Genomic DNA, 13,185 nt, shown 5'->3' with positions numbered 1-13,185 from the left:
GCTCGATGTGCGCATCGACCCGGCCCTGCCGGAGCGTCAACCGCTGCCGCGCGCCGACCTGCGCCAGCGGCATATCGCGCTGGGCCCGGTGGCGGTGTTCGGCGCCAGCAACTTCCCGCTGGCGTTTTCCGTCGCCGGCGGCGACACCGCCTCGGCGCTGGCCGCCGGCTGCCCGGTGATCGTCAAGGCGCACCCGGCGCATCCTGGCACCTCGGAACTGGTGGGTCGGGCGATCCAGAGCGCCGTGGCGGCCTGCCACCTGCCCGAGGGCGTGTTCTCGCTGCTGTTCGGTTCAGGCAATGCGCTGGGCGGGGCGCTGGTCGCCGATCCGCGTATCAAGGCGGTGGGCTTTACCGGCTCGCGCAGTGGCGGGCTGGCCCTGCTGAAGATCGCCCAGCAGCGCCGTGAGCCGATCCCGGTGTATGCCGAGATGAGCAGCATCAACCCGGTGTTCGCACTGCCGCAGGCGCTCAGGGCGCGGGGCGAAGCCATGGCCCAGGCGTTCGTCGCCTCGCTCAACCTGGGCGCCGGGCAGTTCTGCACCAACCCCGGCCTGGTAATCGCCGAGCAGGGCCCGGCGCTCGACGCCTTCGTGCAGGCCGCCGGCGAGGCCCTCAAGGCCAGCGCGGCACAGACCATGCTCACCCCGGGCATCCACGACGCCTATGAGCAGGGCGTGGCACGGCTCGCCGGCAACAGTCAGGTGCGCGACGTGGCGCGTGGCCAGGTCGGCGAAACCGTCCACCCGTGCCAGGCCGGGCTGTTCGTCACCGCGGCCAGCGATTTCCTCGAAGACCCAGCGCTGCAGGAAGAAGTCTTCGGCGCCACCTCGCTGGTGATCGAATGCCGGAATGCCGAGGAAATGAAGCAGGTCGCCGAACGCCTCGAAGGCCAGCTCACCGCCACCCTGCAGATGGACGGCGCCGATACCGAGGCCGCGCGGACTCTGCTGCCGACGCTCGAGCGCAAGGCCGGACGAATTCTGGTCAATGGCTGGCCCACCGGGGTCGAGGTGTGTCATGCCATGGTGCATGGCGGGCCCTACCCGGCGACCTCGGACAGCCGCACCACCTCGGTAGGCAGCGCGGCGATCCAGCGCTTTTTGCGCCCGGTGTGCTATCAGGACCTGCCGGCAGGACTGTTGCCCGAGGCGCTGCGTGAAAATAATCCGCTGGGCCTGACGCGGCTGGTGGATGGCAAGCGCGAGGCGTAACGGCTTTCGACGTTATAGAAGGAATGAAGGGCGGCTCATTGGGGCCGCCCTTTTTTGCAGCTATACATTCAGCGATCCGTTTGCGTGTGCTGCGCTTCATCGATGCTCGGATCGAGCACGGCGCGCGGGTCCGGCGCGCCCGCTTTGGCCTTGCGCCGCTGACGGTAGAGATCCAACCCGCCACTGCCCAATAGCGCCGCGAGAATCACGCCGCCACCCACGAAAGCCAGCGGCGGCGGAATCTCGCCGACCCACCACCATACCAGCAAGGTGCCGACCAGCGTTTCGAGCAGCATCACCAGGCTGACTTCGGCACCGGGCAAATAGCGCGGTCCGGTCTGAATCAACAGGTAAGCGCCGGGTAGAAAGACCAACGCCAGCAGCATCAAGCGCCCGAGTTCGCTCCATGGCGGCAATGTCGCGCCGCCCATCAGCACGGCGGGCACCAGCATCACCAGGCAGCCCAGCGGCAGGATCACCGTGGTATCCACGCCGCGTCGACCTGTGCCGCGCTGGGCGCTCGCCACGCTGGTGTTGACGGCAATGGCCGCCGGAACGGCCAGCGCCACGATCAATCCCAGCGGGCTTCCTTCGCCCATCTCGCCGGCGGCCATCAAACTCGCCCCAACCACGCAGATCACGATGACTACCCAGGTCTGGCGGCGCAGCCGCTGGCCATAGATCAGCATGCCAATCAATCCAGCGACTAGGGGCGCCAGGTTCTGGATCACCAGCACATTGCCGGCGGCGGTCAGGCGGGTCGCGGCGACGAAGCCCCAGGCGCTGCTGGCGAAGGCCAGTGGGCACCACCAGGCGGCTGGGCCGCAGGCGCGTATCGCTTCCGGCAGCGCGCGCCCGTAGCGCAGCCAGGCCACCAGCGACAGCACCAAACCCAGCAATAAAGCGCGCCAGAACATGAAGGTGGCCACATCCACCTGGGTATCCTTGACGAACAGCGCATCCGGCGACAGCAACAGTACCCCGACGCCGGTGATCAGATAGCCGCGCAACCGCCACGACAACGACTGCCACATAAATCCTCTCTTGAAAAAGAAGCCTTTCGATTCAGTATCGGGGGGCCCATAAACGGCACAGGCCGGGGAACGTCCCCGGCCTGTGTGGTCACGACATAGGCATCGGCGGCGCGAAGTGCGCCGCCCTGCCGTGTTACCTATTTACGCCCGTGAGCGACGACGAATCGGTGCGTCGGCATCAACGCGGCGACGCGGCGCACGCTCGGGGGCACCGCTGTCCTCGGCGATCTCCAGCGGGCGGCCGGCGACGCGGGCACGCGCCATCTTGGCCAGGATGCTGGTCGGCAGGCTGCTCGGCAATTCGACCACCGAGAAGGCGTTGCGAATGTCGATACGGCCGATACGCGCACCTTCGATGCCGCCTTCGTTGGCCAGCGCGCCAACCAGTTGGCCTGGCTTGACGCCATCCTTGTGGCCGACCGAGACGCGATAGCGCGTCATACCCTCGGAGGGGCCGCTATCACGACGGCGCGGCGGCTTGCCGTCACGCGGCGAGCTAGCGCGCTCGTTGCTGCGCGCGCCCGGCTTGGGCAGGCGACCGATCGGTGCTTCATCGGCACGCGCCATGGCGGCGAAGGCACAGGCCAGTTCGAGCGGGTCCTGGCCTTCGGCGATCAGCCGTTCGACCAGTGCCCGCTGCTCTTCGGCACCGGCGGTCAGCGCGCCGACGACACGCTTGCTGAATACTTCGTCGCGATGGGCGCGAATCGTCGCTTCGTCGGGCAGTTCGGTCTCGGTCATGGTCTGACCGGTAGCCTGCTCCAGCCAGCGCACCTTGCGGGTCTCGCGGAAGCCGGCGAAGGTGATTGCCACGCCCGAGCGACCGGCACGTCCGGTACGGCCGATACGGTGGGTGTAGGATTCGCTGTCCTGCGGCAGATCGTAATTGAAGACATGCGTGATACGCGGCACGTCTAGGCCACGAGCGGCCACGTCGGTAGCGATCAGGATATCGACCTTGCCACGCTTCAAGCGCGCCACGGTACGCTCGCGCAGGCTCTGGTCCAGATCGCCGGACAGCGCAGCGGCATTCACGCCACGCGCGGTAAGCTGCTCGACCAGGGTGGTACAGGCGGCACGCGTACGCACGAAGACGATCGCCGCATCTACCCCCTCGACCTCGAGAATCCGCGAGAGCGCTTCCAGCTTGGCGCCACCGTCGACACGTACCAGGCGCTGCTCGATGCTGGCGGCGGTGTCGGCCTTGGATTCGATGGCTACCTTGACCGGGTCGACCAGGTAGCGATTGACGATGCGCTCGATCTCGGCCGGCAGGGTGGCGGAGAAGAACACCCGCTGGGCGTCCTTGGGCGTATCGGCGACCACGCGCTTGACGTCGTCGATGAAGCCCATGCGCAGCATCTCGTCGGCTTCGTCGAGCACCAATGAAGAGAGGCCGTCGAGCTTGAGGCTGCCACGGTCGAGGTGATCGATCACGCGGCCGGGGGTGCCGACGATGACCTGGGCGCCACGCCGCAGGGCGCCGAGTTGCTCACGGTATTCCTGGCCACCGCACAGGCTGGCCACTTCCAGCCCCTTGAGGTTCTGGCCGTATTTGGTGAACGACACGGCCACCTGCTGGGCCAGTTCACGTGTCGGCGCCAGCACCAACACCTGGGGCTCGCGACGGGTCAGTTCGAGTTTCGACAGGATCGGCAGCGCGAAGGCCGCGGTCTTGCCGGTGCCGGTCTGGGCCTGACCCAGCATGTCACGGCCTTCCAGCAACGCGGGAATGGTTTGCGCCTGAATCGGTGAAGGAGTCTCATAGCCCAGGGTTTCGAGGGCGGAAAGCACGGCAGGCAACAATGCCAGGTCGCCGAAGCTCGGCGAGGCAACAGAAGTCGAGGTCATGTCACACCTTGAGTAGCCGGCAGTTGCCGGCGGGAAAATGTCGTGGTGCCTTGCCACTTCTCGTTGCAGTCGAGCGTTCGCTTTGATCGCTTTTAAACATCGGCAACGCGACATGGCACCGGTCGCACCTGGCATCCTGTTCGTTTGATAGCCGTTCACCGCAAAATGCAGTAACGGACGAACAAGTGTGGCGACCTTATACGCCGGGCCACTTGGGCAACTATGGCGTTCCATCTATGCACCGGGCGCTCGTATCAGCCACTCGTCAGTGAGTTCGGCTGCGCCTTGCGAGAGAAACGTCCCCATGCCGTCAGGCAGTATTGCGGGGCGAATCAACAGGATGGTGGGGTCTACACATGCGAGGAGGTGGCATACTACCATCGTCGTGGGTATTTGCCCACTTTTTATCCTATCGATCCGCCCTTGTTAGCGAGTGGCACTATCGATGAGCGCACCAGGAGTTGAAATGCCCACGCTTTGGGTCGATGCCGATGCTTGTCCGCGCGCCGCGCGGGATATTCTGATTCGCGCCGCCGAGCGCACCGAGACGCCGACCTGGATGGTCGCCAACCACGCCCTGCCTCTGCCACCGTCGCGCTGGGTGAAGGCGCTGTCGGTGGCCAGCGGCTTCGATGCCGCCGACAACGAGATCGTCGCGCGCATCGACAAGGGCGATCTATTGATCACCGCCGACCTGCCGCTGGCCATGGAAGCCCTGGACAAGGGCGCCGAGGTGATGACCAATCGCGGCGAGGCGCTGACCCGGGACAACATTCGTGCGCGGGTACAGATGAGGGACTTCATGGAAACGCTGCGCGCCAGCGGCGAGCATACCGGCGGGCCCAAGGGCTACGGCGATGTCGAGCGCCGCGAGTTCGCCAATGCGCTGGATCGTTGGTTGGCGAAGCAGAGGTAAGCAGGAAGAGGAAGGCAGAATAGGTGTGTTTCTTTCTTCCTCCAGGCGCGAAGCGCCGATCTTCCCTCTTCGAGCGGCGTAGCCGCGTCTTCAAGCTCACAGTTTTAGGCCTTCTCGCGAATCCCCTGCCCCGGCAACCGTTCGCGGTCGTGCGGGCGGCCGAGATCGAGGATCGGCCCCTGGGGCACGATACGCGTCGGGTTGATGGTGTCGTGGCTGTAATAGTAGTGGCGCTGGATATGCTCGAAATCCACCGTTTCCTTGATGCCCGGCCACTGGTACAGCTCGCGCAGGTAATTCGACAGGTTCGGGTAATCCTCGATGCGCCGCAGGTTGCACTTGAAATGGCCCTGATAGACGACATCGAAGCGTACCAGCGTGGTGAATAGCCGGATATCCGCCTCGGTCAGCCACTCGCCGGCAAGATAGCGCTGCTCGCCGAGGCGTGCCTCCATGCGGTCGAGCGCTTCGAACAAGGCGATGACGTGCTTGTCGTAGACCGCCTGCTCGGTGGCGAAGCCGGCCTTGTAGACACCGTTGTTGATGTGATCGTAGACATCGGCGTTGACCGCATCGATGGTCTCGCGCAACGCCTCGGGATAGAAATCCAGCCGGTTGCCGGTGAGTTCATCGAAGGCTCCGTTGAACATACGCACCAACTCGGCGGATTCGTTGTTGATAAGACGCTTGGCCAGCTTGTCCCACAGCGCCGGCACCGTGACCCGCCCGGTGTAATGGGGATCGGTCAGGGTATAGAGTTGGTGGTGGAAATCGACGCCGTTGAGTGGATCGCCGCTCGAGCCCTCGGCGACGTTATACGTCCAGCCCTTGTCGAGCATCAGCGGACTGACGTGCGACACGCCGATCAGGCGCTCCAGCCCCTTGAGCTTGCGCATGATCAAGGTGCGATGCGCCCACGGGCAGGCCAGCGACACATACAGGTGATAGCGATCCGCCTCGGCCGGCGCGCCGGGCTGATCTTCCGGGCCCGGGCCGCCATCCGCCGTTACCCACTTGTGCAGCTTGGACGACTCGCGAACGAACTCGCCGCCGTGCTTCTTGGTGTCGTACCACTGATCGTGCCACTGGCCGTCAATCAACAAACCCATGATCGTCTCCGGTCGTCTACTGGTTGAAGTCTGCCTCCAGCGTAAACCGAATCCATCGATGCTTCCGCGCAAGTTTTGCGTCTTTTCATTCGATTACATCGAATGAAGGACACAGCGTCGCCACCGCCTCGGTCAGCGCTTGGGCCATCGCCCGGGTCGCCGGGCCGGCACGATCCTGATCGCTGAAGATCATCTGTATCGGCACCTGGCGAATACCCCCGGCGTTCAGCGGCAACGGCTCTAGGCGGCCACTTTCGAGCGCGTCCACGATCCATGTCTCGGGAAACCAGGCGAAACCCAATCCGCGTTCGAGCATGTCTAGCGACGTCGCCAGATGACTCAGGGTCCAGCGCTGCTCGGCCTTGAGCCAGCCGGCATCCATCGACTGGCGCAGCGCCGAGTCGCGCACCACCAGTTGGCGATGCTGTTCCAGATCGCGCAGATCGAGCGTGCGACCCAGCCGATGCAGTGGGTGCTCGGGATGCGCCACGGCAATGAAACGCAAGGTGGTAAGCGGTTCGCCGAGAAAACCCTGTGCTGCGAGGCCCGAAATCACCAGGTCGGCGCGGCCATCGTAGAGCATTTCGACACCGCCATTGAGTATCGTCTCGTGGAGCTGCACGCGGACATGTGGGTATTCGCCGGAGAACCTTTCCAGCGCCCTGGCCAGCGCATCGGCCGGGAAGACCTGATCCACCGCGAGCACCACTTCAGTCTCCAGTCCCTCCGCCAGACTTCCCGCCACTTCCTCCAGCGCCGCGGCGTTCTCGATCAGTTGGCGCGCCCGACGCAAGAGCATGTCGCCAGACTCGGTCAGCCGCACCTGGCGCCCCACCGGTTCGAGCAATTGCACGCCGAGCTGGGTCTCCAGCTTGTGTACCGCATGGTTAAGCGTGGAAGGGCTCTTGTGGATGGCCTCGGCCGCGCGGGCGAAACCGCCGTGATCGACGACGGCAGCCAGCATCTGCCATTGCGCCAGGGTGACACGAGACATTTCGTTTTCCTCGAATGAATACCGCAAAAATATGCGCTTAACATTCGAAAGCTTAGCATCAAGAATTGAGCTAGAGACAATTCAATGCGAGGAGGCTTCCATGTCCGCACGTACCGTCGAACGCATCGTTCGCAGCCACCCCAGCCAGGATGGCGATGGCGTCAAGATTTCGCGCATCCACGACTTCGGCGGAGGGCTCGACCCCTTCCTGATGCTCGATGAGTTGGGCTCGGATAGCCCCGACGATTATATCGGTGGCTTTCCGCCACATCCGCATCGTGGCATCCAGACGCTGACTTACGTCATCCACGGCGGCCTGTCCCATGAAGACCAATTGGGACACTCCAGCACCATCGGCGTGGGCGATGCGCAGTGGATGCATACCGGCCACGGCATCATCCACTCCGAGATGCCGTTGACCGATAGCCAAGGACTGCATGCGTTTCAGTTATGGCTCAACCTGCCTGCTCGCGACAAACTCAGCCCGGCAACCTATCGCGACGTTCGCGCCGCCGACATGCCGCGTATCGAGGTTCCCGGGGCCGAACTGATTGCCCTGGGTGGCGAATGGCATGGTCATGATAAAGAGAGCGGCGAGCAGCGTATCAGCGGTCCGCTCGATGCTCTCGCTGGCCGGGGCGCCGTGGCCCATGTGCGACTCGCCGCCGGTGGCTCGCTGATATTGGAGCAAACTGCACCCACATTACTGGTATACGTCTTCGAGGGTGAGTTGATAGTGGGCAATGACGCGATCGCCCGTGGGCAACTGGCACGCTTGAATAAAGGAAGGCATGTGCAACTGGCCAGCACGCCCGGCGCCCAAGCACTGGTATTGGCGGGACACCCGCATGGCGAGCCTATCGCTCACTATGGGCCTTTCGTGATGAATACGCGCGAGGAACTCGACCAGGCGTTACATGATTATCGCGAGGGAACGCTGACCAATTAATTGGTTCGGCTGTCCGTTTGATTTCTGAAATTGTTAAGCCATTAACGGTAGGCACCGAAGCCTTGGTGCCTATCGATTTTTAGTAACAATTTGTTAACAGTCGGATTATTTCATGTAGCCGTTAGCTTTAGGTTTAAATCCTGTATCCATATACAGGCTAGGAATGTCAAATGTCATAGGTTAAGGTTCGCTTGCCTTTTTCTATTCACTTGACATTTATACAGGCCGCTATAATGCGAATTCTCCATTCGCTGCCCCGCACGCACAAGTTGCTGCTGTTACCCGTTGCCACAATGGTCACCGTGCTGGGCACGCACAAGATTTTAGCTGCTTTCGACGCTAACGACGAAAGCCAAAAGAAGCAAGTACTGGTTAGTTTACCGATTAAAGACGTTGCGTCTCAGGGTGATATTCTCAATCACGAAGCGCAAGCCACCTCCGTAGCCTCGCTTGCCAACGATAACACGGTCGGCGACCGTGAGTTGGTTGCTCTCGATGCAACGCGCCAGGCGGTACCGTTATCCAGCCTGATTGCACAAGAAGTCGTCGATATCAGTTTTATCGAATCGGCCAACGCCGCCCAGCCCGGAACTTCCGGCCAAACGATTCCATTTGCGCCAGCGAAAGAGCCTGGCGCCACCCTGCCCGCCGATGCGCAGCGCCTCGATAATCAAGCACTACATCTGGCCATGCAATTGGGTAGCGGCGAGGAAGCGGGTGGCACTTCTTATAACGATTTTTCCATTGATCCGTTGATTCTCAATGAGGACGGCATCGACCTGGAAAACGAACTCGTCGCCAAGGAAGTCTACGTTCCCGAGTGGGAAACCTATACCGTACAAGCTGGCGATACTTTCGCCATAATGGCCGAACGCTCCCTGGGGCTGGGCTACAGCAAGGTCATAAAGCTACTGGAAAGCCTGCCCGACAAATCGGTATTGACACAGTGGCAGGTGGGCGACAGCTTCGATTTCAAGCGCGATAAATCCGGCGACCTGCTGGCCCTGCGGGTGATGAAAGATGCGCGTAGCGGCTATCTCATCGAGCATGATCTGGAGAGCGAAACCTTTGATGTCGCCAAGATCGAGAAATCGGGCGAAGCCACTCAACGCCTTTTCGCCGGCAACGTAAATGGCAGCTTCGCGCAATCGGCTGTGGCCACCGGCCTGTCCTATGCCGAAGTGGCCAACCTTTCGAATCTACTGTCGAAGAAACTCGACTTTCGCCGCGACACCCGCCGTGGCGATCGCTTTCAGGTGCTGGTCGAGTCCGACATGATCGAAGGCAAGGCGATGGATTCACAGATTCTCGCGGCCCACTACGAGGGCCAGAAAATGGATCTGACCGTCGTGCGCAACCCCGCCGACGACCGTTTCTATACACCCGATGGGCATAGCCTGGACCCGGCTTTCGACCGTTATCCCTTCAACGGCGATTACCGTATCAGTTCGCCATTCAACCTGCGTCGTCACCATCCGATCACCGGGCGTATCAGCCCGCATCGCGGTACCGATTTCGCCACCATGGTCGGCACCCCGGTGCTCTCGCCCGCCGACGGTCGAGTCATTAAATCGACCCACTTGTCACTGGCCGGCAATTTCATCGTCATTCGCCATGACAATGGCTACAAGACTCGCTACATGCACCTCTCGGAACGTCTGGTATCCGAAGGCGATCGCGTCAGCATGGGCGAAAAGATCGCGCTAACAGGCAATACCGGACGTAGCACCGGCCCCCATTTGCATTACGAAGTCATCGTCAACAACAACCATGTCGACCCGATGCGCGTCAAGTTGCCGGAAGGCCAGAGCCTCTCCGGCGATGCCCTCGCCGCCTTCAAACAGGAATCCGAGCAACTGCTGGCCAAGCTCGAGCATGATACCAATGGCACCGTTGTCGCTAGCACGAACCTGATCGAACGCCCCGACGATGGCTAGTTAATAAGCGTAATTCGACCTGACAAAACACCTCGCTTCTTGCGGGGTGTTTTGTTTGTGCGCTACGTATGTCGGCACCTTGCACTGCGGCCTTGCGCCGAGCACAAAGACGTGCCCGGCGTAGTTAACGCTTAGGAGCCGATTTTCTCGACTCCGCTCGGCTCACTCACCGACTTCGTCTGCAGCTGGCTGGCAAGGTAATAGATCACCGCCCCCAGTGCCGAGCCGGTAAACCATCCATAGTCGTAAAACCAGGTCCAGGTCCCGTTGACTAGCGAAAACACAGTCAGCCCCACCGGGATGAGAAGAGCGACGAAACCGGCGGGATTGTACGCCGGGTAGACCCCGTCATCGCGATATAGGCTGGACACATCGAGCCATTGGCGCTTCACCAGGAAGTAGTCCACCGCCATGATGCCAGCGATCGGCCCCAATAGGCTGGAATAGCCCAGCAACCAATTGGAGTACAGGCTTTCCAGCGTCACGTCGGAGACGATCAGTCCGGCCTTCTGCAGCAGGTCGTAACCCATCAGCAGGACCCCAACCAGGCCGGTGATCAGCACCCCGCGGGTCTGGTTGATCAACTTCGGCGCCAGATTCTGGAAATCGTTGGTCGGCGAGACGATGTTCGCCGCGGTGTTGGTCGAGAGCGTCGCCACGATGATCAGCACCATGGCAAGACCCACCCATACCGGGCTGTCGATGTGGCCGATCAGGCTGACCGGGTCGGAGACCGTCTCGCCGACCAGCGACGACGACGCGGCGGTCATCACCACGCCCAGCGCGGCGAAGAAGAACATGGTCAACGGCAGGCCAATCACCTGACCGACGATCTGGTCCTTCTGACTCTTGGCGAAACGACTGAAGTCGGGAATGTTCAGCGACAGCGTGGCCCAGAAGCCGACCATCGCGGTCAGCCCGGCGAAGAAGTAGCCGGTCACCGAGGCTCCCTCGGGCCGCGACGGCGGCTGACTCATCAGCTCGCTCACCGAGACCAGTGGCATCGCCCACACCATCAGGCCCACCCCCACCGCCAGCAGCAGTGGCGCGGCCAGCGTCTCGAGCCACTTGATCGACTCGGCGCCGCGGATCACCACGTAGAGGTTCAACGCACCGAACAGGAAGAAGCCGATCACCTCGCCGACGCCACCCAGCGACTTCCAGGCCGGGAAGATCGCCGACAGCAGCAGATGAATCGCCAAGCCGCCGAACATCGTCTGCACTCCGAACCAGCCACAGCCCACCAAGGCGCGCACCAGACAGGGCACGTTGGAGCCACGAATGCCGAACGAGGAGCGCAGCACCACGGGAAAGGGAATGCCGAACTTGGTGCCGGGGAAGGCATTCAGGGTCAGGGGAACCAGGACCACGATATTGGCGAGCAGGATGGTGAGCAACGCCTCGCCCACCGATAGTCCGAAGTAGGAAGTGAGAATACCGCCTAGCGTATAGGTGGGTACGCAGATTGCCATACCGACCCACAAGGCCGCGACATTCCAGCGCGACCAGGTGCGCTGCTCGAGTCGCGTGGGGGCGATATCTTCGTTGAAGCGAGAACTGTTGCGTACGTCGTGGCCGACGTCCAGTTCAACGAGTTCGTCGCGCCGTCGCGCGTGCGATGTTTCTACCGTCATTGTTGTTGTCTCCTCGTGAAACCACCAGACAGCCCCTCCGGTGACGGGGCTCAGGCACGGCAAACGCAAGAAACGTACCTGCCTGGCGGGCCATGCCAGTTTGTTGTTGTCTCATTGGGTCGCCCCATCCGGGCCGACTCCCTTAAGGCGCTGATTTTAAACTTCATGGAAAAACTGACCTTGTTGTCAGTTTTTCCATTAGCATCCACCGATCGTAACCAAGGCGGACAACTGCATGCTAGCCAAGGCACCCTGACACTCTAGTCAATTTCCACAAGGGTGCAAAACACCTTGCCTTTCCGCCATTAAGCCTCTCCACACCAAAAATAAGTGTTTGTTTTAAAACAATTAAAAGGAATGATTTCGAAAACCCAAGAAAGCGCGCACGACACGTCGAAATAGTGAAAACCCGTCTTTCATCATATCAATCAAAGACTTGAGACGAGTTAAAAAATCTCTTGCAACACATCGCAAACAGCGTCTAGCTTTCTCTTATCCTGACTCTACTGACAGGTTTCAATAATCGTCTTTACCGTCCCCTGACGGCAAGACCAACAACAAGTCACATCAGAAGACGAGGAAGCATTATGGAAAAGGTGAAGATCGGCTTGATTCAGATGGGTCTGAAGACAGGCACCGACCTCGAACCGGCCGCCATTCGCGATGCCATGAACGAGGCTCACCTGCCCTACATCGAACAGGCCGCGGAAGCCGGAGTCCAGGTGCTGTGTTTCCAGGAGGTATTCAACCAGCCGTATTTCTGCCCCAGCCAGGACAAGAAGTGGTATGCCGCCGCCGAGCGCGTCCCCGACGGGCCCACCTGCCAGATGATGCAGGCGCTGGCGGCCAAGCATCGTATGGTCATCATCGTGCCGATCTACGAGGAGACCGTTACTGGCGTCTACTACAACACCGCCGCGGTATTCGATGCCGACGGCAGCTATCTCGGCAAGTATCACAAGACACACATCCCCCAGGTCGCCGGCTTCTGGGAGAAGTATTTCTTCAAGCCCGGCAAGTCGGACTGGCCGGTGTTCGATACCGCCTACGGCAAGATCGGCGTGTACATCTGCTACGACCGCCACTTCCCCGAGGGCTGGCGCGCCCTGGCACTGAATGGCGCCGAGATCATCTTCAACCCCTCGGCCACCGTGGCCGGGCTCTCCCAGTACCTGTGGGAACTCGAGCAGCCCGCCTCGGCGGCCGCCAATGGCTGTTTCGTCGCCGCCATCAATCGCGTCGGCAGCGAGGCGCCGTGGAATATCGGCGAGTTCTACGGCAGCACCTACATCGCCAATCCGCGCGGCGAGATCGTCGCCCAGGCCAGCGACAAGGAGGACGAGCTGCTGGTTCACGAGGTCGACCTGGCCATGGTCCGCGAGATTCGCAATAACTGGCAGTTCTTCCGCGACCGCCGGCCCGAGACCTATACGCGCCTGACCGACGGCGAATGAGCGGCCTGCCTGAAAGTGTCTGCGCTCGCCGACTTTCAGATCAGACCACCACGGCAACGCTTTTCCCGTACACGACAACAACGACAAGAGGTTC

The 13,185-nt window shown here is 61.6% G+C and carries 10 protein-coding genes; 5 read left to right on the top strand and 5 right to left on the bottom strand.

The window, feature by feature from the left end; translation table 11 throughout:
* On the top strand, positions 1-1,213 hold a 1,213-nt coding region (locus BLR92_RS18960), incomplete at its 5' end, for an aldehyde dehydrogenase (NADP(+)) (protein WP_089730854.1).
* 68 nt (positions 1,214-1,281) lie between these two features.
* On the opposite strand, the gene BLR92_RS18955 is transcribed toward BLR92_RS18960, so the two are convergent.
* Both BLR92_RS18955 and BLR92_RS18950 read right to left on the bottom strand, forming a co-directional pair.
* Positions 1,282-2,247: a DMT family transporter gene (locus BLR92_RS18955; protein ID WP_089730853.1), complete on the bottom strand. Its 966-nt coding sequence runs from the start codon at positions 2,245-2,247 to the stop codon at positions 1,282-1,284.
* Between the two features lie 141 nt (positions 2,248-2,388).
* A complete protein-coding gene (locus BLR92_RS18950; RefSeq protein ID WP_089730852.1) occupies positions 2,389-4,098 on the bottom strand; it encodes a DEAD/DEAH box helicase in 1,710 nt (569 codons plus the stop codon).
* A 466-nt stretch (positions 4,099-4,564) separates the two neighbouring features.
* Between BLR92_RS18950 and BLR92_RS18945 the strand changes: the two genes are divergently transcribed.
* Positions 4,565-5,014, top strand: coding sequence for a YaiI/YqxD family protein (locus tag BLR92_RS18945; RefSeq protein ID WP_089730851.1), 450 nt, complete (start codon positions 4,565-4,567; stop codon positions 5,012-5,014).
* 104 nt (positions 5,015-5,118) lie between these two features.
* On the opposite strand, the gene BLR92_RS18940 is transcribed toward BLR92_RS18945, so the two are convergent.
* Positions 5,119-6,123, bottom strand: coding sequence for a glutathione S-transferase family protein (locus BLR92_RS18940; protein ID WP_089730850.1), 1,005 nt, complete (start codon positions 6,121-6,123; stop codon positions 5,119-5,121).
* Between the two features lie 85 nt (positions 6,124-6,208).
* A complete protein-coding gene (locus BLR92_RS18935; RefSeq protein WP_089730849.1) occupies positions 6,209-7,117 on the bottom strand; it encodes a LysR family transcriptional regulator in 909 nt (302 codons plus the stop codon).
* A gap of 100 nt (positions 7,118-7,217) precedes the next feature.
* Here BLR92_RS18935 and BLR92_RS18930 point away from each other — a divergent pair, with 100 nt between their 5' ends.
* Entirely contained in the window at positions 7,218-8,066 is an 849-nt protein-coding gene (locus BLR92_RS18930; protein WP_089730848.1) for a pirin family protein, read from the top strand.
* Positions 8,067-8,299: 233 nt separating this feature from the next.
* Entirely contained in the window at positions 8,300-10,003 is a 1,704-nt protein-coding gene (locus BLR92_RS18925) for a peptidoglycan DD-metalloendopeptidase family protein (RefSeq protein WP_245704274.1), read from the top strand.
* 131 nt (positions 10,004-10,134) lie between these two features.
* Here BLR92_RS18925 and BLR92_RS18920 read toward each other — a convergent pair whose 3' ends face one another.
* On the bottom strand, positions 10,135-11,637 hold the full coding sequence (locus tag BLR92_RS18920; RefSeq protein WP_089730847.1) for an NCS1 family nucleobase:cation symporter-1: 1,503 nt from the start codon (positions 11,635-11,637) through the stop codon (positions 10,135-10,137).
* A 587-nt stretch (positions 11,638-12,224) separates the two neighbouring features.
* On the opposite strand from BLR92_RS18920, the gene BLR92_RS18915 reads away from it, so the two are divergent.
* Entirely contained in the window at positions 12,225-13,091 is an 867-nt protein-coding gene (locus tag BLR92_RS18915; RefSeq protein ID WP_089730846.1) for a nitrilase-related carbon-nitrogen hydrolase, read from the top strand.
* Positions 13,092-13,185 lie beyond the last annotated feature (94 nt).

The sequence above is a fragment of the Modicisalibacter muralis genome (assembly GCF_900102945.1).
Classification (GTDB): Bacteria; Pseudomonadota; Gammaproteobacteria; order Pseudomonadales; family Halomonadaceae; genus Modicisalibacter; species Modicisalibacter muralis.
Note: the sequence above shows the minus strand (reverse complement) of the source record. Positions and strands in the feature narration are given on the sequence as shown.

Excerpts from the sequence above, each read along its gene's own strand:
- BLR92_RS18955 (WP_089730853.1), bottom strand. The coding sequence starts at position 2,247 with ATGTGGCAGTCGTTGTCGTGGCGGTTGCGCGGCTATCTGATCACCGGC.
- BLR92_RS18950 (WP_089730852.1), bottom strand. The coding sequence starts at position 4,098 with ATGACCTCGACTTCTGTTGCCTCGCCGAGCTTCGGCGACCTGGCATTG.
- BLR92_RS18945 (WP_089730851.1), top strand. The coding sequence starts at position 4,565 with ATGCCCACGCTTTGGGTCGATGCCGATGCTTGTCCGCGCGCCGCGCGG.
- BLR92_RS18940 (WP_089730850.1), bottom strand. The coding sequence starts at position 6,123 with ATGGGTTTGTTGATTGACGGCCAGTGGCACGATCAGTGGTACGACACC.
- BLR92_RS18935 (WP_089730849.1), bottom strand. The coding sequence starts at position 7,117 with ATGTCTCGTGTCACCCTGGCGCAATGGCAGATGCTGGCTGCCGTCGTC.
- BLR92_RS18930 (WP_089730848.1), top strand. The coding sequence starts at position 7,218 with ATGTCCGCACGTACCGTCGAACGCATCGTTCGCAGCCACCCCAGCCAG.
- BLR92_RS18925 (WP_245704274.1), top strand. The coding sequence starts at position 8,300 with ATGCGAATTCTCCATTCGCTGCCCCGCACGCACAAGTTGCTGCTGTTA.
- BLR92_RS18920 (WP_089730847.1), bottom strand. The coding sequence starts at position 11,637 with ATGACGGTAGAAACATCGCACGCGCGACGGCGCGACGAACTCGTTGAA.
- BLR92_RS18915 (WP_089730846.1), top strand. The coding sequence starts at position 12,225 with ATGGAAAAGGTGAAGATCGGCTTGATTCAGATGGGTCTGAAGACAGGC.